Annotated in this window: 15 protein-coding genes; 3 read left to right on the plus strand and 12 right to left on the minus strand. The window is 70.4% G+C overall.

Annotation, left to right across the window (positions count from 1 at the left end):
- Nucleotides 1–4 precede the first annotated feature (4 nt).
- The 7 genes from GF068_RS19975 to GF068_RS20005 all read right to left on the minus strand — a co-directional run bounded on the left by GF068_RS19975 (nucleotide 5) and on the right by GF068_RS20005 (nucleotide 11,242).
- Nucleotides 5–595, minus strand: a complete 591-nt coding sequence (locus GF068_RS19975) for an SRPBCC family protein (protein WP_153820995.1) — start codon at nucleotides 593–595, stop codon at nucleotides 5–7.
- Nucleotides 596–731: 136 nt separating this feature from the next.
- Complete coding sequence (gene hemH / locus GF068_RS19980; protein ID WP_153820996.1) at nucleotides 732–1,628, minus strand: ferrochelatase; 897 nt, start codon at nucleotides 1,626–1,628, stop codon at nucleotides 732–734.
- A gap of 61 nt (nucleotides 1,629–1,689) precedes the next feature.
- The gene (gene cysN, locus GF068_RS19985) at nucleotides 1,690–3,609 is read right to left on the minus strand and encodes a sulfate adenylyltransferase subunit CysN (RefSeq protein ID WP_153820997.1); all 1,920 of its coding nucleotides are present in this window, start codon (nucleotides 3,607–3,609) and stop codon (nucleotides 1,690–1,692) included.
- A 1-nt stretch (nucleotide 3,610) separates the two neighbouring features.
- On the minus strand, nucleotides 3,611–4,522 hold the full coding sequence (gene cysD, locus GF068_RS19990) for a sulfate adenylyltransferase subunit CysD (protein WP_153820998.1): 912 nt from the start codon (nucleotides 4,520–4,522) through the stop codon (nucleotides 3,611–3,613).
- A 101-nt stretch (nucleotides 4,523–4,623) separates the two neighbouring features.
- The gene (locus GF068_RS19995) at nucleotides 4,624–5,742 is read right to left on the minus strand and encodes a hypothetical protein (RefSeq protein ID WP_153820999.1); all 1,119 of its coding nucleotides are present in this window, start codon (nucleotides 5,740–5,742) and stop codon (nucleotides 4,624–4,626) included.
- Nucleotides 5,743–6,038: 296 nt separating this feature from the next.
- Complete coding sequence (locus GF068_RS20000) at nucleotides 6,039–8,615, minus strand: hypothetical protein (RefSeq protein WP_170319582.1); 2,577 nt, start codon at nucleotides 8,613–8,615, stop codon at nucleotides 6,039–6,041.
- The gene (locus tag GF068_RS20005; protein WP_170319583.1) at nucleotides 8,612–11,242 is read right to left on the minus strand and encodes an AAA family ATPase; all 2,631 of its coding nucleotides are present in this window, start codon (nucleotides 11,240–11,242) and stop codon (nucleotides 8,612–8,614) included. The genes GF068_RS20000 and GF068_RS20005 overlap by 4 nt, the downstream gene beginning before the upstream one ends.
- Nucleotides 11,243–11,433: 191 nt before the next feature.
- Between GF068_RS20005 and GF068_RS20010 the strand changes: the two genes are divergently transcribed.
- Nucleotides 11,434–12,540 (plus strand): choice-of-anchor L domain-containing protein, encoded by a 1,107-nt coding sequence (locus tag GF068_RS20010; protein ID WP_170319584.1) that lies wholly within the window; start codon nucleotides 11,434–11,436, stop codon nucleotides 12,538–12,540.
- Between the two features lies 1 nt (nucleotide 12,541).
- On the opposite strand, the gene GF068_RS20015 is transcribed toward GF068_RS20010, so the two are convergent.
- The 5 genes from GF068_RS20015 to GF068_RS20035 form a co-directional block, all read right to left on the minus strand.
- A complete protein-coding gene (locus GF068_RS20015) occupies nucleotides 12,542–15,337 on the minus strand; it encodes a M16 family metallopeptidase (RefSeq protein WP_153821003.1) in 2,796 nt (931 codons plus the stop codon).
- A gap of 109 nt (nucleotides 15,338–15,446) precedes the next feature.
- Nucleotides 15,447–16,061, minus strand: a complete 615-nt coding sequence (locus GF068_RS20020) for a Uma2 family endonuclease (protein ID WP_153821004.1) — start codon at nucleotides 16,059–16,061, stop codon at nucleotides 15,447–15,449.
- A gap of 109 nt (nucleotides 16,062–16,170) precedes the next feature.
- Nucleotides 16,171–16,881: a hypothetical protein gene (locus GF068_RS20025; protein WP_153821005.1), complete on the minus strand. Its 711-nt coding sequence runs from the start codon at nucleotides 16,879–16,881 to the stop codon at nucleotides 16,171–16,173.
- Between the two features lie 445 nt (nucleotides 16,882–17,326).
- Nucleotides 17,327–17,551 carry a DUF2188 domain-containing protein gene (locus tag GF068_RS20030; protein ID WP_153821006.1) on the minus strand — a complete coding sequence of 75 codons (225 nt, stop codon included), beginning with the start codon at nucleotides 17,549–17,551 and terminating at the stop codon, nucleotides 17,327–17,329.
- A 77-nt stretch (nucleotides 17,552–17,628) separates the two neighbouring features.
- Entirely contained in the window at nucleotides 17,629–18,489 is an 861-nt protein-coding gene (locus tag GF068_RS20035) for a hypothetical protein (protein WP_153821007.1), read from the minus strand.
- Between the two features lie 65 nt (nucleotides 18,490–18,554).
- On the opposite strand from GF068_RS20035, the gene GF068_RS20040 reads away from it, so the two are divergent.
- A complete protein-coding gene (locus GF068_RS20040; RefSeq protein WP_153821008.1) occupies nucleotides 18,555–20,780 on the plus strand; it encodes an IPT/TIG domain-containing protein in 2,226 nt (741 codons plus the stop codon).
- Nucleotides 20,781–20,816: 36 nt separating this feature from the next.
- Nucleotides 20,817–23,018 carry an FG-GAP repeat domain-containing protein gene (locus GF068_RS20045; protein ID WP_153821009.1) on the plus strand — a complete coding sequence of 734 codons (2,202 nt, stop codon included), beginning with the start codon at nucleotides 20,817–20,819 and terminating at the stop codon, nucleotides 23,016–23,018.

Genomic DNA, 23,018 nt, shown 5'->3' on the forward strand with positions numbered 1-23,018 from the left:
AGCGTCACTTCACCTTCGCCGCTTCTTCGCCGACACGTTCGAACAGCTCCGGGATCGCCTTCTTCTGGGCGGCTTCGCGGATCCAGCCGGGCAGGGAGGTGTTCGGCTCGGCGTGCACCGTGTACACGACGAGGCTCTTCTTGCCGCCGTCGTGTGGCTTGACCTCCCAGCTCCCCTGGTTGAACTTGTAGTCCCCGCGCACGAGCTTCCAGCGCCGCGACATGCCCTTGTCGCTCACCTCGTGCACGGCTTCGGTCACGGCCGTCAGGTTCGAGAGCGGGAACGGCATCGCGATCGTCACCTCGCAGGTGTGCTTGTTCCCCTCCTGCTTGACGAGCCGCGAGGCCTCGATACGCGGCATGCGCTTCTTGTACTTCGCGCACTCCGACACCACCTGCCACACCTTCTCGGGCGGCTGATCGATCACGCCCTTCGCCACGACCTTCGGCGTATCCGTGCCCTTGACCTCGACCACGCGGACATCGGGCGGCGCCGAGCCACCCGCGGCGGCCTCGGGCCCGGCGAGCATCGCGAAGGCGAGGGCGGCGCCGACGAACATGGGGCGGGCGAAGAGGAGCGATCGTTCACGTTCCATCGTGGTGCGGCCTCCGATCCGTGATGATCGAGAACTATCAGCGGAGCCGCGCGGCGGACAAGCCCTCTGCGCGAGAATCCTCGCAAAGATCCTCGCCGTTCGTCATGTACGTTTTCGAGGTGGCTGTCCCGAAGACTCAATCCACTTCGAGCGCGCGCCGCGCGACGGCCTCGAGCGCGTCGACGAACCGCGGCCGGTCACAGACGGCCTTCGCCCGCAAGAACCGACCGATCCCCGCCTTTTCGGCGATCTTCGGCGCCTCGATGTCGAGGTCGTAGAGCGTCTCCACGTGCTCGGCGAGAAACCCGATCGGCGCGACGAGCACGGACGTGGCGCCCGTCCGCGCCAGCTCGGCGAACGTCTCGGCGAGGTCCGGACCGAGCCACGGCTCGGCGCTCGCGCCCTGGCTCTGGAACGCGATACGCGTGGAAAAACCCCGCCCCTCGAGCCGCGCCGCCACGGCGCCCGCCATTTCGCGGAACTGCGCCTCGTACCGGTCCCCCATCGCGATCACCCGTCGCGGCAGGCTGTGCGCCGAGAGGACGATCGGCACGGCGCGGCGCTCCGCTTCGGGCACGGCGGCGAGCGCCTCGTCGATCGTCTCGACGAACGCGTCGATGAGCGCGGGCTCCATGCCCCAGGCCGGGACGGCGCGGATCGAGAGCTCCGGGTGGCTCGCGGCGGCCTCGCGGACGGACCCGTGATACAGGTCGACCGATTGCGGCGCGAGCGGGAGCGAGACGAGCGTACGTACGCCCTTCTCGACGATCCTCGGCAGGACCTCGCTCGGATACGGATGCCAGAGCCGGCCCGCGACGAACACCGGAATGCCGAGCCGCGCCTCGAGCGCGCGCGCCTGGGCCTCGGTGATGGCCATGAGCGGCGAGCCGCCGATCACCTCGAACCGGTGCGTGACCTCCTGGACGAGCTCGGGCGGCGTGGGCCGACCCCGGCGGATGTTGTTCAGGAACGCAGGGATGTCGTCGGAGCGGGAGACGGTCCCGTGGCAGGAGACGAGGACGGCGGTCGACATGGCGCGGATGTATAAGGCAAGGCCGGGGCGGCGAAAAGCCACCCCCGGCACGATGCCGTGATCAGACGATCCGCCCCCGCCGCTCGAGCTCCCGCACGATCCGCTCGGCGCATTCGGCCACGCTCATTTCGTGGCTCGGCAGCACGAGGTCCGCGTCCTCCGGCGGATCGTACGGGAAATCGATCCCCGGCACGTCCTTGATCTTGCCCGCCGCGACGTCGCGGTAAATCCCGCTCCGATCGACCTTCCGGCACCATTCGAGCGGCGCGGCGAGGTGCACCAGGAAAAACCGGTCCGGCCCCACGAGATCACGCGCCCGCCTCCGCACCGCGTCCTCCGGCGCGACCAGCGAGGCCACGCAGATGAGGCCCGCTTCGTTCATGATCCTGGCGACCTCCATCGAGCGGCGCAGATTCTCCGAGCGGTCCTGCGCGGAGAAGCCGAGGTCCCGGTTCATCCCGTGCCGCATCGCCTGCCCGTCGATCGAGACGACCGCGCGGCCGAGATCGAACAACCTGCGCTCGACCTCCAGCGCCACGCCCGTCTTCCCGGACCCGGCGAGCCCCGTGATCAGGACCGTCGTCGGCCGCTGCCCATAACGTTTTTCGCGCTCCTCGACCGTGACCGCGCTCTCCGTCCGCGTCAGCCTCCCTTGCGCCGGATCGTCCCAGTGTCCCTCGCCGCTCTCGACGATCATCCCGGCGCCCACCGTGCCGTTCGTCACGCGGTCGATCAAAATGAACGCGCCCGTCGCCCGGTTCTTCGTGTACGCGTCGAACAGGAGCGGCCGGCTCGTGCGCAGCTCCACGCGGCCGATCTCGTTCAGCCCGAGCGCCGGCGCGTCGCTCCTCTCGAGCGTGTTCACGTCCACGCGATGGACGACCCGCGTCACGCTGCCCGGCGTGCGTAACGAGCCGTGCTTCACCCAGTATTCGCGCCCCGGCACCATCGGCCGCTCGTCCATCCAGACGAGCATCGCGAGCACCCGCGTCGAGATCTCGGGCCGATTGTCCGGGTGACACAATACATCACCGCGGCTCGCGTCGATCTCGTCCTCGAGCGTCAGCGTCACCGACATCGGCGCCGCGGCCTCGGCGATGTCCCCCTCCCACGTGACGATCCGCGAGACCTTGCTCGTGCGGCCGGACGGCAACGAGACGACCTCGTCGCCGACCCGGACCAACCCCGACGCGATCGTCCCGGCGAACCCGCGGAAATCCTGGCTCGGCCGGTTCACGTATTGCACGGGGAAACGCAGATCCACCGTGTTCGACGCCTCGTCGATCGGCACCGTGTCGAGCAGCTCGAGCAATGGCTCGCCCTCGAACCACGGCATGGCCGCGCTCCTTGCGACCACGTTGTCGCCCGCGAGCGCGCTCATCGGGAGGAACCAGTGATGCCGGTCCGGCAGGAGCGCCGCGAATTCGAGGTAGGCGCGCCGGATCTCCTCGAAGACCTCCCGCGAATACCCGACGAGGTCCATCTTGTTCACGGCCACCACGACCTTCTGGATCCCGAGCAGGCTCGTGAGGAACGCGTGCCGCTTCGTCTGCGTCGTCACGCCTTTGCGTGCGTCGATCAAGATCACCGCGAGCTCGGCCGTGCTCGCGCCCGTGGCCATGTTGCGCGTGTATTGCTCGTGGCCCGGCGTGTCCGCGATGATGTATTTTCGCCGCGCGGTCGAGAAATACCGATACGCGACGTCGATCGTGATCCCCTGCTCGCGCTCGCTCTTCAGCCCGTCGACGAGCAGGGCGAGGTCGATCGCGCCGCCCTGGGTGCCGAAGACCTTGCTGTCCTTGGCCACCGCGGCGAGCTGGTCCTCGTAGATGCCCTTCGTGTCGTGCAGGAGCCTGCCGATCAGCGTGCTCTTGCCGTCGTCGACGTTCCCGCACGTGAGGAGCCGCAGGAGCTCCTTCCGCTCGTTTTGCGCGAGGTACGCCTCGATGTTGGTCCGGGCGAGGTCCTCTTCGTGGCTCATCTCAGAAGTACCCCTCGCGCTTCTTCTCTTCCATGCTCCCCGACTGATCAAAATCGATCAGCCGGCCCTGGCGCTCGCTCTGCCGGGCGAGGAGCATCTCCTGGATGATCTCGGGCAACGTCGCCGCCTCGCTCTCGATCGCCCCCGAGAGCGGATAACAACCGAGCGTCCGGAACCGGACCTTTTTCATCCGCGGCGCCTCCCCCGGGCGCAGCGGCAGCCGCTCGTCGTCCACCATGAGCAGCACGCCGTCGCGCTCCACCACGGGGCGCTCTTTCGCGAGATAGAGCGGCACGATCGGCAGTTTTTCCTGGTGGATGTACTGCCAGACGTCGAGCTCGGTCCAGTTCGAGAGCGGAAACACCCGAATGCTCTCGCCCTTGTGGATCTCCGTGTTGTAGAGGTTCCAGAGCTCCGGGCGCTGGTTCTTCGGGTCCCAGCGGTGGCTCTTGTCGCGGAACGAAAAGACGCGCTCCTTCGCGCGGGATTTCTCCTCGTCGCGCCGCGCGCCCCCGAACGCCGCGTCGAAGCCGTACCTGTCGAGCGCCTGCTTGAGCGCCTGCGTCTTCATCACGTCGGTGTGCACCTTGCTCCCGTGCGTGATCGGCGAGACGCCCGCCCGGACGCCCTCCTCGTTCGTGTACACGAGCAGGTCCACCCCGAGCTCGGCCTTCACGTAGCCGTCGCGATAAGCATACATGTCCCGGAACTTCCACGTCGTGTCCACGTGGAGCAGCGGAAACGGCAGCTTCGCCGGGTGGAACGCCTTGCGCGCGAGGTGCAAGAGGACCGTGCTGTCCTTGCCGATCGAGTAGAGCATCACGGGCCGCTCGAAGCACGCGACGACCTCGCGGAAGATGTGGATGCTCTCGGCCTCGAGCATCTTGAGGTGCGTGAGCTTTCCCGGAGACATGTTGCCCTTTGACGCGATGAGCCGAAGCTCTCGGCGTCGCGGCAGAACATCCCGCGAACCGGGCGTCTGTCAAGGGCGACCGGCCCCGCGCGCGATCCGGCTCACGCCGCGATCGAGCACAATCGATCACGCAAGGCGGGCAGCGAGGGCGCGGCGGCCGAGGCGAGGGACAGGGCCACGTTCGCGGCGCGCTCCCGGACGGCGCGGGGCGCGTCGCTCTCGACGACCCGGAGCGCGAGCTCGGCTTCGAGCGGCGCGTCGCCGAGCAGGCCCGCGAGCTCGAAGGCCCGCACGGCGAACGCGGCAGGGGTCCCGCCGAGCCTCGCGAGCAGGCGAAGCGCGCGCGCGCCGAGGGCGAGATCGTCGAGGGACGCGGGCGAGACGCGGAAGCGCTCTTCGAGAGCCTCCACGACAAACGTCGAGCGCGCCTCGGCCGCGGCGAGCTGGCCCGAGGCCGCGAGCGCCTCGGCCCGCTTTTGCTCGAAGATCGGGCGCGTGGGCGAGGGCGCGCGCGGGAGGGCCGAGGCGAGGAAGACGAGCGCCTCGCCGAAGAGGCCCATGCGACAGAGCGCGCTCGCCGTCGCCTCGCGCCGGAAGGCGTCGAGCGCGGCGGGATCGTCCTTGCCTTTCACGCGCGCCACGGCGAGGGCGACGTCGTATCGCCCCGCGGTGATCAGCGCCTCGAGCGCCGCGGCGATCGCGTCGGCCGCGAGCTCCGGCCCGAGCAGCGGCGCGAAGGCCACGACCTCGGCCCATCGCGCGCTCGTCACGACGAGCGGGCCTGCCTCGAGCGAGCCGCCGAGCGGCAGGGCCGCGAGTTTTTCGAAATGGAACAGCGCCTCGTCGAATCGCCCGAGCGTGGCCTCGATCTTCCCGAGGCCAAGGACGGCGCGCAGCGCGAGGGCGAGGGCCGCGGGATCCCCCCTTCGATCGGCCCCCGCGAGCAGCCGGATCGACGTCTCGTAAAGGCGCCGCGCGTCGAGGGGGCGACGGGCGCGCGACGCGATCGACGCGGCCTCCTCGAAGCAGAGGGCGAGGTGCGCGGCGCGGTCCTCCTTGGCTTCGAGGGCGCGATCGAGGCGCGCCGCGACGTGCGCGCAGGCCGGCTCGAGGGGGCCTCGCGGCGACCTCTTCTGTGCGGTCATGAATTCGTCGCAGAGAAAGCTCTGCGAGCCGTCGGAATCGGAATCGGCTGGCCAGGCGAGGGCGATGGCGCTCATGAGGGCCGCCTTTCGTGGTTCGCGATCGATCGTCCGAGGACCGGACAAAAGCCGGCGAATGCCTCCGAGGAGGCGTGCGCCCCCAAAAGGAGGCGCAATCGGGGCAAGGTCTCCCAGCCCCGCGGGTACTGCATTGGATTGTGGCCGAGCGCTGCGGACGTCAACGCTCGGTGGATTCGATCCTTACGGGATCCACCGGGAACAGGCAACGAATTTGAGCGCGCAGGTAGGACAGGGAATGTCCGTTTCGGGGCCTACGTCATGGGCGCTCGGGCGCCGGCTCTCCGTGTTCGGGCCTAACGACGCGGCCCCGCCACGGCCGCGTGCACCGCGCGCATCGCCCCGGCGACCGCGCCCGCCTCGTCCCGCATCACCACGAACCACCGCGCCGGCGTGAGCATCGCGTCGGGCAGGAGCCGCTCCAGCAAATCGATCGCCTCGGCGCGCCGCGACAGATCGGTGCCGCCGAAATCACCCACCACCTCGGCGATCGTCGAGAGCACGACGATCACCGCCTCGCCATCGGACGACCGAACCGCAGGCGTCTCCCCGCCCTCCGCCGCCGGCGCCGGGAACCACCGCAAGAAGCGCCCCTCGAGCGCGCGCCGGTCCTTCTCGATCGCCTCGCGCAGCGCCTTCGTCCCCTCCCCCTTTGCCCGAGCGTCCTCCGGGATCCCGAGCGCCGCCTCCGCGCGTGACGCCTCCGCGCTCGCGTCCGCCTGGGCCACGAGCGCTTCGAGCGCCGCCGCGCTCCGCCTCTCCGCGAGCGCCCCGAGCTCGTCGACGAGCCCGCCGAGCTCCGCGCGTAGCCTCGCCGCGCGCGCCTCCACGGAGAGGGTCTTCTCATCGGGCGGCGCCTCCACGTGGATCTTCGGCCCCGTGAACAGCTTTCCCTCGCAGATCTCGACGAGCGCGTCGTCGTCGAGAAAATGATAAAATGCCCGCTCCCCGCGCGCCCGCTGCCGCGCCACGAGCGCCCGCAGCGCCGGGTTCTCCTCCCCGAGCGCCACCACGCTCACCGCGATCGGCACGTCGCCGACCTTCTCCCGCGCCGCCTGGATCACCTCCTCGCGCACCACCGCGTCGCCGTCGGTGACGAGCACGACCTGCGCCCGCGCGAGGTCCGGATCCTCGTCTTTTGCCTTCCGGATCTCCTCGAAGCTCGACAGCAGCGCATTCTCGATGTCCGTGCCGCCCTTGCGCACCGTCCCCACCACGTCGGCCATCGCCGCGAGCGCCGCCTTGCCGTCTCCGATCCGCGTGATCGGCCCGATCTTCTTCGTGAAATATCGATAATGCAGGGTGAGGCGTATCGACCGATCTCCCTCGGCGAACCTGCGCACCAGCATGCCGAGCTCCGCCAGCAAAATGGCGTCCCGCACCCGCGCGCGCGAGCCCTTCTTGCCGTCTTCGAGCATCGAGCTCGACCCGTCGAGCACGTAGACACGCGCCTCGCCTACGAGCCGCGTCCGCGTCCTCTTCTTGACCTCCTGCTCGACGTACCGCCGCGCGAGCAGCCGCCCCTCCGCGAGCGCGAGCAGCACCGTACGAGGGTCCTCGATGATCGCGTGCGGGATGTCGAGCACGTCCCGCGCGGGCATGAGCAAGAGATCCTGCGTCGGGTGACGGACGAGGCGCACGCGCGCCTCGACCTCGGTCACGCGCACGGGCGCGAGCGGCACGCCGACGTCGACCGTGCCGTCGATCGCGCAGAGCGCCGCGTGTGTCTCCGCCTCGTTTTCGGCCGCGAGCCATTGCAACGCGAGCAGGCGATACTTCTTGTCCTCCGCGCTCTCGCCCTTCGGCGGCCTCGCCTGCGATTTGCGCGCCTCGACGTACCCCTCCGCGATCGCCGCCATCGCCGCGCCGCCGAACATCTCCTCGCTCGATCGGCGCAGGCCGCGGAGCATCTCCGTTTCGGGGTCCTCGCCCTCCCCCTCGCCGAGCCTTTGGCGCGCGCGGCTCGCCGCGGTCGCGAGCGCCTCGTCGCCGGCCGCGAGGGAAGCGCCGTCGAGCGCGACGAGCGCGGCGTGTAACCTCTGCCGCTCGCCCCGCGCGAGCGCGTCCTTCGCCTGATGCAAGAGCCCGCGGTGCGGCGAGAGCCCCGCGGCTTCGAGCCGATCGATCCGCGCGATCTCCACGGCCAGGTGACGCCGCCGCACCTCGACGCCCTCCTCGCCGAGCGGCAGCGCCGCGGACGCGTCGAGCAAGAGCTTGCGCGCGGCCTCGAGCAGCCGCCGCTTGCGCGCGAGGAACTCCGTCTCGCCCCGCGCCGCGTCGAGCAGGTGATCGATCGCGAGCAGCTCCACCTCGACGAGGCGCTCCTCCTCGGCCGAGAGGGGTTTGTCCAGGAAGGAGTCGGCCGCCTCGGCCGGGTCCGCGGCGGGCTCGTCTTTCCCCGCGCCCTTGGGTTTGTCCTTCTCGCCCGTCTCTCCCGGCGCGCGGGGCGTGAGGGCGAGCGGCGGCGCGATCCGCACGGGGTCGATCGCGGCGGCGATGCGGCGCGCTGCCTCGTTTTTCTGGTCACGCGCGGCGCGCTCGGCCCGCACCGTGACCTCGTAGAGGCGCCTCACCCACGCGGCGTGCGCGAGCGGCACCCTCCCGTGCACCACGAGCGTGCGCTCGAGCGCGACCACATTGCTCTCGAGCTCGCGCGTGGCGCCCTCGACGAGCGCCTCGGGCACGCTCTCGGCCCCGGGCGCGCGCAGGGCGTCGAGCAGCGCCGTGACACGTGTCGTGCGCAAGGCCGGCCGATACCCGAGGGCCCGGAGCAAGGGACGCGCGAATCGCACGAGCGGCGCGCGCACGTCGTGCGGACGCGCCGTCAGCCGCTCGATACGCTCGCCGATCGGGGAGAGCGCGCCGTCCGTCATGCGTCTCCGGCGCGCAAGGCCTTCTCCCATTCGGCGTCCGAGCGACGGCGGAAGAGCTCGGTCACGGCCACGCGTGTCCTCTCGTCGAGCGCGTCGATGCGCCTCCGCACCACGTCGATCTCGGCCACGTGCGCCGGAAACACCTCGGCGACGTTCCGCGCTTCGAGGGAGAACCGCGTCAGCGCCGAGTCGTCCCACAGGACATCGAAGAACCGCGATTGCACGATTTCACGCAGCCGCGCCTCCGCGCCGCCCGACGCGCCTTCGAGGTCTTGCCAGAATCGCTCCAGGTAATCGAGGGCCCGCCCGATCCGCGCGAGATCCCCGGCGACGACCCGCCCGCGCAGGGCCTCGGGCAGCTTCGCCGTCGCCGACGCGATCGCCGCGGTCGCCTCCGCGGGCGAGGGCGCCTCCCGCACCGCGTCGGACGCGACCACGAGCGCGATCTCGGCGAGCGTGTACGCCGACGAGACCCGCTGCTCGGCCGCGCGGAGCTTGCGATACCCGTCGTAATCGTGTTTTTTCCCTTCACGCGCCTGCGGCGCCACGTCCCCCCGCAGCAGCGCCTCGGCCGCCCAGCCGAGGAACGCCTCGGGCGCGATCGCCCGCGCGAGCCCCGCCTTCACGAGCACGGCGACGAGCCCCTCGACCTCGCGCACGAGCGCGGGCCTGTCGCGCGCGTCGAAGCCCTTGAACACCGCCTCGATCAGCGCGCCGAGGCGCGGGCCCGTGACCTTCTCTTTCAGCGTCGAGGGCGCGCCGCGCACCTTCTGGAGCCGCGCCGCCATCACGTCGAGCCGATCGAGCTCGGGCGCGATCGCGGCGAGCACCTCGGCGAGCCGGCGCGAAGGCGCGCTCTTCAGGGCGCTCGTGACGACGATCCGGAGCGAGATATCGAGCAGGATCGCGATATCGTCCTCGGCCGCGGCGACCGCGCGTTGCCAGGCCTTCTCCTCGCCCGTCTCGTGCACCGCGCCCTCGGCGAGCAGCTCCCGCCGCAGCTCGTAGAGCGCCTCCAGCGCGTCGATCCGCGCGCGCGCCCTCTTTTGCGCCTCCGTCCCGTCGTCGAGGATGGACGCGACGAGGTCCGTCGACGAGGCGCCCGCCGCGTGCCCCGCGGCCTCGTCCACCATCACGAGCGCCCGGCCGCGGAGCCAGCGCGCGAGGGCGCGTGTCCCGGCCGTGCCGTCGTCGACCTCGGCGCCGAGGCGCGACAGCTCCTTCACCACCTCGCCGATCGGCTTCTGCCCGCCGCCCGCGGCCGCGTCGATCCCGCGACGCACGACGAGCGTCGTCAGCGCCGTCGTCGCCTCCTTCACGAGCGCCCCTGCCCGCTCCGGCTCGATCGAGCCCGCGCGCGCCTGCGCCCCGAGCTCGCGCATCACCGAGAGCAGCCGCGTCGCGTCCCTCGATGCGACGGCTTGATCGAGCATCCCGCGCGGTTTGTCCTCGGGCGGGGGCGGCTCCGACTTGCGTTTCTTTTTATTGCCCCCCTCCGCCGGCGCGGCCTTCTTCTCGACGACGGTCGGCCGGGGCTTGACGTGAATGGGCGGCATCTGGGCGAGGCACGATTCGAAGATCGAGCGCTCCGTGCGCACGATCTCGATCTGCCTCCGCTCGTTCGGGTCGCTCTCGCGGCCGAGCAGCGCCTCGGTCTGGTCGGGCGTGGGGCCCGAGAGCAGGAGGTGCAGCCGCAGCCATTTGAAATCGGAGGGCAGGACCTCGAGCGAGCGCTTCGGGTTGTGCAGGATCTTGTCGGCCATCACGGCCGCCCGCAGGACGCGGCCCGAGCGCACGGCCGTGCGCGTGGAGATGTACCTCGTGGGGACGAACGCGGGATCGGCGCGCACGGCGGCGTTGAGCTCACGATCGAAGCGCTCGAGCAGGGTGGCGAGCCCGTCGCAGACCGGATCGGAGACGTGCACCTCGTCGGCCGCGTGCTGCAATGCATCGAGGTCCTGGACGCTCAGCATCGATTCGAGCAGCGCCCGCGAAGAACCTCCGACGTGGCGGCGCAGCACGAGGGCGAGCCGGCTCGGATCGGCGAAGCCCCGGGGCACGAAGGAGACGAACGCGATCCGGTCGACGAACGCGAGCAGCGTCTCGCGCGCGCCCTCGAGCACGTCGGCGATGTACCGGTTCGTCGTCATCAATGCGCACTCGATGCGCCCTCGCTTCACCGTCCCGCCTTGCTTCACCTCCCGCTCGTGCAGCACGTTCAGCGCGGAGCGCAGCAACATGTCGCGGCCGTCGAAGATCTCGTCGAGGAAGGCGTGGACCGCGCCGAGCATACCCTCGTCGGTGAAATGCTCGGTGCGCCCCGTCTCCATGAGCGTCTTGAAATCGATGGGGCCGATGAGGTCGGTCTGGACCGTGCTCTCGCCGATCTGCCGCGCGTAGAGGCTCGGCTCGCCCGTCTCCTCGTCGAGGATGCGGCCGAGGACCGCCGAGGCGAGCTGGCTCTTCGCCGTCCCCGGCGGCCCGGTGACGAGCAAATGCTCCCGCGCGAGCAGCGCGAGCGCGAGCTGGAGGAGGACGTCGTCGCGCTCGAGGAAGATGTGATGCAGCTCGTCGAAGAAGGCGCGAAAGCGATTGGAAGCGGCCTCGAGGCGGATCGGGTCGACCATCGCGGCCGAGGGTAGCGGCGAGCGGGGGCCGACGTAAAGCCCCGCGTGGGGCGGGACGTCCCGTCGGCAAGGGATCGGCCGCGGACACTCGCGCCGCATCCGGAAAAATCTCCCGCCGTTCCAGCACCCGGGAAGTTATCGCGGCATCGGATTGCGGCGACATGAGACACCTCCTCGTTCTACCCGCCGCGATGTCCGCCTTGGTCTACGGCGCGAGCGCGTCGGCCGCGCTCACCCTCGGGACGACCGGCGACGCAGACATCCTCGCGAGCCGGATACACGCCGGCGGACAGGCGATCACGATCACGTCCGCGATCTACAGCGGCTCGTTGCACGCGGCGGCGACGTACACGGAGGGCCCGCTCGGCATCGCGGACGGCGCCCTGCTGACGACGGGCCAGGCGCATATCGCGCTTCCGCCGAGCGACAGCGGCGCCGCGGGCGCGGACAACGCCCTGCCCGGCGATCCGCTCTGCGACGCGCTGATCCCCGGCTTCCAGAGCCACGACGCCACCAAGCTCACGATCACGTTCGACCTCGCGCCCGGCTTCGACGGCATCTCGTTCCAATCGATCTTCGGCTCCGAGGAGTACCAGGAGTACGTCGGCTCGACGTACAACGACGTCTATGCCGTGTACCTCAACGGCGCGCAGGTCGTGTTCGACGACGCCGGCAACCCCATCACGGTGAACGGCCCGTTTTTCTCCTCGGAGGCCGTGATCGTCGCGCCCGAGACCCAGTGTGAATACGACGGCTCGACGAGCCTCCTGACCACGCGCGCCCCGCTCCTCGGCGCGTCCGTGGACAACGTGCTCGAGATCGTCATCTGCGACGCGGGCGACCACGTCCTCGACAGCGGCGTCTTCCTCGCCAACCTGAACGGGTGCGTCGGCGACGATTGCAGCGGCACGCTCCCCTGCGGCCTCGTCGACGGCGACGGCGACGGCGCGACCTCGTGCGACGATTGCGACGACACAGACCCCACCGTACACGCGGGCGCCTTCGGCATCTGCTGCGAGGACGGCGACGGCGACGGCGTATGCGACGACGAGGACGCGTGCCCCGACACCGAGCCGACCGAGCCAAACCCCACGCTCGGCGTGAATCGCTGGTCCACCGGGGGCGGCGACGGCGACGCCGATACGACCTCGCCGCCCATTTTCGGGCGGCGGCGGTCTCACACGATCGTCGACACCGACGGCTGTAGCTGCGCGCAGCTCCTCGAGGAGCTCGGCTTCGGGGAGGAGGACGCGATGCAGGAATGCAGCATCGGCGGGGGCGAGACCTGGGGCGGATGATTCACGGAGCCGCCGCGGCCTGCTCGCTCTCCTTCGGCGCCTCGGCCTTCGGCTTCTTGCTCGCGGCGATCGCGGCCTTCACCGTGGGCTCGTCGCCCACGATGAGGATCGTCGGCCGGCCGGCGAAGCAGCTCCCGAAATCCTCCTTCACGGCCTCCGCCGTCACCCGGGCGATGTACTTCGGATGCTCGTCGATGTCGCGCGGGCTGAATCCGGCGCTCCGCGACGCGACGAGCGCCGACACGATCGCCCCGTGCGTCATGTACCGCGTCGATTCCTCTCTCCCCTCCGCGAGCTTCGCTTCGGCGAGCTCGTGGCTCGAGACGGGCGTCTCCGCGAGCCGCGCGAGCGTCCCCGAGAGCTCCCCGATCACCTCGGCGAGCTTGGCATTCTCGACCGCGCTCCGGATCTCCAGGCGCGACACACCTCCGCGCATGACGAACGAGCCCGCGTCCACGCCGTACGTGGCGCCGAGCCGCTGCCGGAGCGCCTTCTCGAGCTGAATACCGACGATACGCGCCCCCACGTCGTGACGTACGTCCGTGGCCTTGTCCGGCGCGGGGGGCAAGAGACACGCGAAATGCACGTCCGCCTGCGTCGCGCCGGGCCGGTGCGCGGTCAAGAATCGTGGCTCCTGCCGAACGCGGCCCGGATCGAGGTGCTCCATTTCCTCCACGGCGGCCTTGCTCTCCCAGCCCTCGAACTGGTCCCGCACGATCTTCTCGACCGCCACGGGGTCGATCTCGCCGACGACCACGAGCGTCGCGTTTTTCGGCGCGTGCGTGGCGTCGATCCACGCCTGCCCCGCGCTCACGCCCGAGCCGGCCACGTCCTCGGCCGTCGCGGTCCGCCCGTACACATGGCCCTGGAAGAGCGCTTGGAGCAGGCTCCTCTCGCCGATCACCTCGGGCTTCCGGTCGACCAGGCGCAAGAAGGGGACCTGCGTCCGCTCGAACTCCGCCCACCTGCCCCGATCGATTTCCATCGAGCGCACCCGCTCGCCCAGGATGCCGATCATGATCCCCACGTTCCCCGCCGCGCCCGTGATCCGGTACGAAGACCGATCCTGCGCGTGCGACAGGGACCATCGGCCGCCGAAGGCGGCAGGATCGCCATGCCACCTATCGCGGGGCTGGGCCAGCATCATGCCGACGCGGGCGCCGGCGATATCGGCCGTCCCCTGCAACCCTCCACGAAAGCCGATGGCGACGGTCACGAGGGGCAGGCCCTCCCGCCGGCCGAGGAAGACCTCCATGCCATTCGGGAGGGTGAAATTCGAGTACGCGGAGACGCCCGGCGTCGGCGCCATTCCGACGAGCCGCTGCTCGTCGACGCGCATGGGCACGCGGTCCTCCTCGTCGAAGACGGGCGCGGAGATCGGCGTCGCCTCCACGGGCTTCGCGCCGCTCGCGGGGGGCGCGAACAGCACGGCGCGGGCCCGCTCGCGGGTGAGATACCGGCGCGCATAGTCGGTCAAGCGCTGCGGCTCGAGCGCGGCGACATTGGCGAGCGCTCGGGTATAGATCGCCGGATCGCCGGAGAAGTGACCGATCTCGGCCCGCGCGAGCCCACGCGCGCCGATGTGCTCGGCCTGGAGCACCATCTGCACCACGGCCCTGCGCTTGCTCGCGGCGAACCTGTCCGCGTCGAGCAGGACCCCGGCCGCGCCGCCCTCGACGCCTCCCCACAATCGATGGAGCTGGTTCAGCACGTGCTCCTTGCTGCGCTCCGGGTGCCCGCCATTCTTCAGGACGACCCGGCAGAGGAGCATGGACGCCTGCGTGCCCTCGATGAGGCGGGTGGAGATGCCCATGATGTCCCCATCCTCCCGCTCCGCCGCGTCGAGCCGCGCCTCGGCCATGGCCTCGACGAACCCGGCCACATAGGCGGAGGTATCGAAGCTGCGCGGCAAGGACCAGCCGATCCAGAGCTCGGGCGTCGTCACGTTCGCCTCCTTGCGCGTCAGCGGTCCTTGCGGCGGCGGAGGCGGCGGCTCGGGCGCGACCGCGGGCAATCGAGGTCCGATCTTCACGGGCGCCGGCGCCTCGAGCAGCGCCTTCGGCAAGCTCTTCTCGACGAGCGCGCCGGCCTGCGCCGGGTCGACGTCGCCGACGATGACGAGCGTCATGTTGTCGGGCCGGTACTGCTTCTGCAGGAAGGCGGCGATGTCCTCGGTCTGGATGCTGCCGAGGCTCTCGCGCGTGCCGATGACGGGCCGCGCATACGGGTGCCCGGGGGGAAACAGCGCCGCCTGCATGGCGCCGAAGACCTCACCGATGAAGCCCGTTTCATTGCGCTGGCGCAGCTCGTTGCGCACGACGTCGAGCTCGACCGCGAGCGTCTCCGGCGTGATCTTCGAGACCGGCGCGAGCATCCGCGCGCCTTCGAGCCCGAGCATCTCCCCGAGCGAGGCGGCGGGACCGATCTCGAAATACACGGTGTCATCGAAGCCGGTATACGCATTCCATTGCCCGACCCCGGCCCGCTCGAGGAGGCGCTTCATGCTCGACTTGCCGAACGGCCTCGATCGGAAGGTCAGGTGCTCGATGAAATGCGCGAGCCCCTCCTTGCCCGGCGGATCACTCGACGACCCCGCCCCGACGACGAGGAACGTGCCGACGAGCGGCATGCGGTGATCCTCCTCGAGGAGGACCCGGAGCCCCGAGGGGAACTTCAAGTCGTGCAGCGGAAACGAGACGTTCCGCATGGCGAGCCCCTGGCGCGGTGGCACGAGGGAGGGCGAGCAGCCCGCGAGCGAGAGGAGCAGAGCAGCGAGGAGAGTTTTTGGCGCGCGCATCGGTAGGGGCCGATGCTACGTACTTCTGCCCGGGCGTGGAAGTATTCAGCGGGTTATGGGCGGACGAGCGGGCGGGGGTATGCGTCAGGGACGGCCCCGTCCGTCCGGCTCAGCCTTGCGCCTCGCCCTCGGCCCGCACCGCGGCGACCTCGGCCCACAGGGCATCGATATCGATCACGAGCCCGGCGCACCCCGGGACGGATTCGATCCGTCCGTCCGTCGACGTGACCTTGTGGATATACTCGTTCTCGGGCCCGAGCTCGAGGACCTCGAACGACTGTAATGCCGGATCGACGATCCAGTACCACTTCACCCCGAAGGCCGCGTACTCTTTCAATTTCTCCACGCGGTCGCGCCGGGCGTCCCTGGGCGTCGCGGAGACGACCTCGACCGCGATGCTCGGGGGCACGCGGATCGGGCCTTCGGCGGGCGGGCGCCTGGCGCCGGCGAGGTACACGGTGAGGTCCGGCATGCGCCCCCGCGTGGCCGACACCACGAACTTGCCCGCGGACCCGGCGACCCGCGCGCCATGCGCGAGGGCCCAGGATCGAAGCAGGTGCGCGAGCCAAACGACGACGACCTCGTGGACGTACCCGGCCATCTCTTCCTCGACGAGCTCGCCATCGACGAGCTCCCCCGGCTCGTCCTCGGGCAGCGCGGCCCACTCCTCGAGCGTCATGCGCCGAGGGGACGCGCGGTCGGCGTCGTGAGCGACGAAGCTCATGGGCGAACTGTATCGATCCGGGGTGCCGGTGTCGAGCCACGCCTTCGAGGCTCGACACCGGCGCGGGGAGAAACGTCAGGCGGGCGGGACGAACGAGCTCAGGCGGGGATCAAGCTTCGACGGGCGGGAGCGGGTGCGAGGGGATCGGCTCTTCCGGCGTGTCGTCGTCGCTCGTGGTGGAGGCCTCGGCCTCGTCGACGACGGGGAAGATGGCGTTCTGAATGGCGCGGTCGCGCGGGAACGCCGTGCGGACCTGGCCCATGATCCGCTCGACCGTGTCGTGGTGCGCGTCGCGGAGCGCGAGCTCGACCTTGAAGGCCTCGTCTTGCGCGGAGAGCGCGGAGAGGTGCGCGGCGACGGCCGCCTCGAAGCTCACGAGCGCGTCCGAGAGCTTGAGGAGCCACGCGGCCCGATAGGCCTCGATGCCGGCGACCTTCGAGTGCTGAAGCCGCTCGACGAGGTCCTTCAACGGCTTGACCTGGCGTTTGCCGACGGGGCGGAGGATGGGCTTCACGCCCTTCGGAAAGACACTCGCGCAGATCCGGCCGCGCCTGCCGCCGTCCTCGATCTCGGCGGCGCGGAGCGCGGAGCGGATGACGCGCTCGACGCTGTATTCGGCGAAGCGGAGCGCGGCGCGGGTCTTGATGACCGGAACGCGGAGCGCGCGGCGCTTTTCGTACTGAGCCCCGAGGGCGTCGTTGACCGTCTGCATTTCGGCGGCGGCGGGGGCCGTCTCGGGGAACAACGCGAGGCCGGCGATGAGGTCGACGCCATACTCGACACGAACGATCGACGCGGCATTGTCGCGATACTTGCGCATGGTCTCTTCCCTGGGCCCATGGCCCGGTGTGGTTGGTTTTCGGCAGCCCCTGCCGAGCACGTCGCGTCGGCAGGTTCCCGTTGAACGGCGACGGGAAGTTTTCATTCGGGGCAGAGCAGGAGTTCGACGCCGGAGCGACGCGAAAGGGTCGCCCCGCGGCGACGGGCACAGGAGGACGTGATCCGAGGGGGTCGCCCCGCGGCGAGGGGCAAGCGTCGAGGTTGCTCCTCGGGGTCGCCCCGCGGCGAGGGGCAAGCGCTATCGTGACGCGAAGGGGTCGCCCCGCGCCGAGGGGCAAGCGTCGACGTTGCTCCTCGGGGTGGCCGCGGGGCGAGGGGCGCGTGTCCTCGTTGCTTCTGGGGGTCACCCCGCGGCGAGGGAAGCGCGCCTTCGTGCCCGCGAGGGTCGCCCCGCGCCGAGGGCGAAGGAAACGAACGCGCGCCCCTCACGCCGCGACCTGGTACTCGATCTCCGCCGCGCTGAGCGTGGTCGGCTGCAGGTCGACGACGATCGTGCTGCCTGGGTGCTTCCGCGCGAGCCCCTCCGCGACCTCGATGGCCTCCTCGCTCGTGCCATAAGGCAGCGAGTGCACGTGATAGCCCTCAGCGGCGACGACCCAGCCCCAGCCGTCGGGGTCCGGCGCGACGTGGTAGACGAATGCCCGTGCCATGCAGGGTCCCTGGGGCCGGCGCGCCCGGTCCGGGAGGGGGTGCCGGCGGACGAGCGGGGAGAGCCGCAGAGCGCCGGCTACCACGATCCATGGTCGCCGTGGAACTTCATCTCCCCCGCCCGATTCACATACACCACCACGTCATCCTCCATTCCCCACCGCAATCGCAAGAACGGCCACGCGTACGCCCGGATCACGTGCCGCACCACGGTCGACCCGGCGCCGATGCCCGCGAGACCCGCGAGCGCCTTGTCGATCGCGTCTCCGAAATCGTGGCCGTGGAATTCGGGGCGCACCTTGCGCTCGCCGCCGCGATACGCCGAGCCGGCGACGCGGCCCGTGAGGTCGTGGCAACGGAGCTCCTCCGGAAGCGCGTGCTGGAACTGGATGTCCTGCTCCATGCGGCTCTCGAGGCCGAACAACGACGGCACCGCCGTGATGTGCGTCGGCATGTAGGCCTCGTTCAGGAAGGCCGGCGTGTCCGTGTAATAACGGAGCCGCACCCGGTTCGCCTGCGTCGTGCCGCCACACGTCGGGCACTTGATGAAGCCCTCGTCGCACGAGCAACGCGTGCCCCCCCCGAAGAGCACGCCCGCCCCGCCGCAGACCCGGCAGCGCCGCTTGCCCGGGCTCGCCGTGCACGCCGCGCACGCGCCGCCCCCGAGGTTCGCGTCGATACGCACGTGATGGTGCACCTCGAGGTCGTCCGGCGGCGGCGGCTCGCCACGCGAGAGCGTCGCAGGCGCGCTCTCCACGTCCTCCACCCAGCTCGTGCGGCGGATCAGCGCCGCGTGAACCACCAGCATCACGAGCCGCTCCGCCGCGGTCGGCTCCCCCGGAGGCAACGGCAGCCATGTGCGGGCAGCTTCGAGCGTCGGGAAATACGAGACCTGCGAGGCCATGCACAGCAGAAAGCCAGCCTCCGCGCGCGCCGTCAAGGGAAGAGCCTCCCACCTCCCCCGAGCTCTGTTACCATGCGCAGCGAAAGGGCTTTTCGGGTGTGATGATGGCAACGTTCGGTCTCGGCAAGATCGTCCTCTACGCAGGGAACCCCGAAGCCGTGAGCGCTTTTTATACACGCGCCGCGGGGCTCTCGTTCGATCGCGTGGAGGGGACGCGGCGCTACGAGTCGGTCAGCACGGGCGGGACCTCGCTCGTCGTCGACCTCGCGCTCGAGCCGCTCCCGCGAAGCCGAAGGGAGTGCGCGCTCTCGCTGCGCGTGCCGAACCTGGAGGCCGCCGCGATGAGCCTGCGCGAGGACGGCATCGACGTGGGCCCCATCCTCGAGAGGCCCTCGGGCCTGTTCGCTTCGCTCAAGGACCCGGACGGGCGCGACGTGGAGCTCTGGGAGCCACGCGCCAAGCCGGTCAGCGTGGCGCCGCCCGCGAGCGTCGCGCCACCCGCGCTCGTCGCGCCCCCGCCGCCGCCGGCGCCCGCGCCGCTGCCGCCGGAGCCGCCGGCCGTCATCGACAAACCCGCGAGCGTCGCGCCACCCGCCATCGTCGACAAGCCACCCGTGCGGCTCGAGATGCATTCGGCGCTCGATCTGGAGAAGGAGCGCGACGAAAGCGCGAAGGAAGAGCCCGCGCCCGAAAAGCCCGAAAAGAAGGAGCGCGGGACCGATCCACCTCCGCCCCCGCCGATGATGGGCGCGCCGGGGCCGATCCTCACGGCGGTGCGGCCGGCGAAGGTCTCGGCCGAGGGCGGCGTGAAGGTCTCGCTCTACGGCGCGAACTTCGCCGAGGGCTGCCGCGTGCTCGTCGACGGCGACGATTGCACGAAGCCGAAACGAATCGACGATTTCACGCTGGAGATCGAGGCGCCCGCCCACGCGCCGGGGCAGGCCGAGATCGCCGTCGAGAACCCCGACGGGCAGCGCGCGGCCGTCTCGATGCTCTACGCCGAAGGCCCCTCGATCGAGCGCTTCTCGCCGCAGGAGGGCTCGCCGCGCGGCGGCATCGAGGTCGTGGTGGAGGGGCGCGATTTCGAGGAGGGCTGCCGCGTCACGTTCTTCGGCAACCGCGCGCCGGAGGTCGTCTTCGAGAGCCCGACGCGTATCCGCTTCGTCACGCCGCCGCAGGAGCAGCTCTTCCACGGCGAGCTGCGCGTGACGAACCCCGACGGCCTCTCCGCCCTCGCCGCCGAACTCTTCACGTATCGGCTCGCGACGCCCCACGTGCGCGAGGTCTCGCCGAACACGGGCCTCGTCGGCGGCTCGAAGCGGATCACCGTGACGGGCGTCGACTTCCATCCCCAATGCGTGGCGCGCCTCGGCGGCAGACAGGCGAGCTTCACGTTCCGCTCGGCCGAGTCGCTGGAGCTCGTGACCCCGCGCGCGAGCGGCCCCGGCGCCGTGGACCTCGAAATCGAGAACCCCGACGGGCAAATCGCGAAGCTCGAAGGCGCATTCACCTACGAGGCCGAGCCCACGCCGCCGCTGCTCGTCGAGGTGCGCCCCGACCGCGGATACTGCGCGGGCGGGCAGACGATCCGCCTCGCGGGTGACAATTTCGAGGCGGATACGATCGTGCGGATCGGCGAGGTGCGCGCCGTCGCGCGGACGAAGTCGCGCCACGAGATCGAGGTGGAGCTGCCGCAGCGGGCGCAGCCGGGCCTCGTCGCGATCGAGCTCGTCGATCGGCACGGCGTGGTCGTGCGCCGCGAGGAGGCGTTCACCTACGAGTCGCGGCCGGCGCCGCGCGTCGACAGCGTCAGCCCGCGCAATGGCCCGATGGTCGGAGGGACGCGCCTCGTCGTCGAAGGCGACCATTTCGACGAGCACGTGTTCGTGCGGATCGGCGGCCAGGCGCCGAAGAAGGCCGTCGTCCGCTCGGCGACGCTGATCGAGCTCGTGGCGCCGCCGTCCCGCGCGTCCGGGTTCGTCGACGTCGAGGTCGGCCGCGGAGACGCGGGCACGACCGTCGTGAAAAATGCCTTCCGGTACGACCCCTCGCCCGCCCCCGGGATCGAATCCGTCGCGCCGAACAAAGGCTCGGTCGAGGGGGGCACCGAGGTCAGCATCGAAGGCAAGAACTTCATCGCCGACTCGACCGTGCTCTTCGGCGGCAAGCCTGCGCAACGCGTCAAATTCGTCTCGGCGACGACGCTCGAGGTCAAGACGCCCCCGGGCAAAAATGGCGAGATGGTCGACGTCGTCGTGAAGAATCCCGACGGCAAGGAGGCCGTGACGAAACGCGCGTTCCTCTACGACGCGCGTTACCGTTCCTGACTTCTCAGCCAACCGCGCCTGGGATAACGTGCGGGGATGCGCACGATCCACCGCACTTTCTTCCTCCTCGCGATCCTCTCTTCGGCGGCCGCCCTCTCCCAGGGCTGCTCCTCGGACACGAATACGACGGGAGGCGCCGGCGCCGGCACCGGCGCGTCCGGCGGGCTCGGAGGAATGGGCGGCGAGGGCGGCGACATCTTCGTCGGCCCGTCGTCGAGCGGGAGCGGCGGCGCGGGCGGCGACGGCGGTGACGGCGGCGACGGCGGCGCGGGCGGCGGCAACGAGGCGTGTGTCTTCGTGCCGCAGGCCGGCGTCTTCAGCCCGGAGCTCGAGTGCGCCTGGAACGGGTCGCCGAATGGACCTTACACGGCCCGCGACGACGTCGTGATGACGCCGGTCGTCGTGAACCTGACGGACGACGACGGCGACGGGCTGGTCACGACCGACGACATCCCGGACATCGCGTTCGTCGCGTATCGATTGCAGGAGGACGGCTGCTGCAATACGCAGGGCGCGCTCCGGGTCCTCTCGGGCGCGTGCAACCCCGACGGCACGATGACCGAACATTTTGCGGTCGGCGGGACGGAGATCCAGGCGGACATCGGGGCGAGCGGCGTCTGGCTCGACAACTCGGGCGGGCTCGCGGCGGGCGACATCGACGGGGACGGGTCGGTGGAGCTCGTGGCGACGACGAACAACGGCGGGACGATCGCGTTCGATCGGACGGGGAAGGTGAAATGGTACCAGCCCGCGCACCCCGGGAAGGCGTCGCGCGACCACCTCGCGGGCACGACGCCGTCGATCGCGGACCTCGATCACGACGGCAAGCCGGAGATCATCCAGGGCCGCGTGGTCCTGAACGGCGCGGACGGCACGCTGAAATGGCAAGGCGCCGCGGGCACGGGGATCAACGCGTTCATGGGGCCGGTGAGCGCCGTCGGCGACCCGGACCTCGACGGGACGATGAACGTGCTCGCCGGCAATACGATGTACTCGATCACCGGCGAGGTGATGTGGACCTACACGTTCCCGGAGGCCGCGAATGCTGCGAACTGCGCGGCGCCGAACGGCTACACGTGCGACGGCTACACGGCGACGGGCAACTTCGACGGGGATGATTTCGGCGAGATCGTCGTGGTGCGGGCGGGCAAGATTTACCTCCTGAACCACGACGGGACGGAGCTCGACGTGAACGGCGCGCCGGGGATCGTGACGATCCCGAAGGGCGGCTGCGCGCTGAACGAGGGCGGCCCCCCCACGGTGGCCGATTTCGACGGCGATGGGCAGGCCGAGATCGGCGTCGCGGCGGCGAACTATTACATCGTGGCCGACCTCGAATGTTTGGCGACCCCGCTGCCCGCGCAATGCTCGGACCCGGGCATTCGATGGAAGGTGGCGAACCAGGATTGCTCGTCGCGCGTGACGGGCTCGTCGGTGTTCGACTTCGACGGCGACGGCCGCGCCGAGGTCGTCTACAACGACGAGCAGAACTTCCGGGTGATGAGCGGCACGGACGGCGCGATCCTCCTGCAGAAGACGAACCGCTCGCATACACGCCTGGAGATGCCGATCGTGGCCGACGTGGACAACGACGGCAATGCGGAGATCGTGTTCATCGAGAACGCGCACGGCGGCAGCACGACCCAGGGCATCCGGATCTGGGGCGACGCGAACGACTCCTGGGTGCCGACGCGGCGCATCTGGAACCAGCACGCCTATCACGTGACGAACGTGCTCGAGAACGGGGCGATCCCGGTGAACGAGCCGCCGAACTGGCTCGAGCCGACGAAGGCGACGCCCGCCGGGAAGATGAACAATTTCCGGCAGAACCTGCCCGATTTCGACGTCTTCGCCGCGCCCGACCTCACGCTGACGCTCGCCCTCGACAAGGGATATTGCCCGACCGGGCTCGGGCTCGCCGCGACCGTGTGTAATGACGGCGCGGTCGTCGTGGGCGCGGGGATCCCGGTGACGTACTTCGACAACACGACACAATTGCCCGTCACGTGCGTGAACGGGGCGACCGCGACGACGAAGCCGCTCGCCCCGGGCAAGTGCCAGACCGTCACCTGCGAATGGGCGGGCGCCCCGTACGATCCGCAGCCCGTCGACGTGCGCGCGTGCGTCGACAACGAGGGCTACACCTGCACGAAGGGCGCCTCGGGCGGCAACAACGAGTGCAAAGAGGACAACAACCAGGGCGACAGCGCCGGGACCGGCTGCAAGCAGCCCACCTGA

The sequence above is a fragment of the Polyangium spumosum genome, from assembly GCF_009649845.1.
In the GTDB taxonomy this organism is placed as follows: domain Bacteria; phylum Myxococcota_A; class Polyangia; order Polyangiales; family Polyangiaceae; genus Polyangium; species Polyangium spumosum.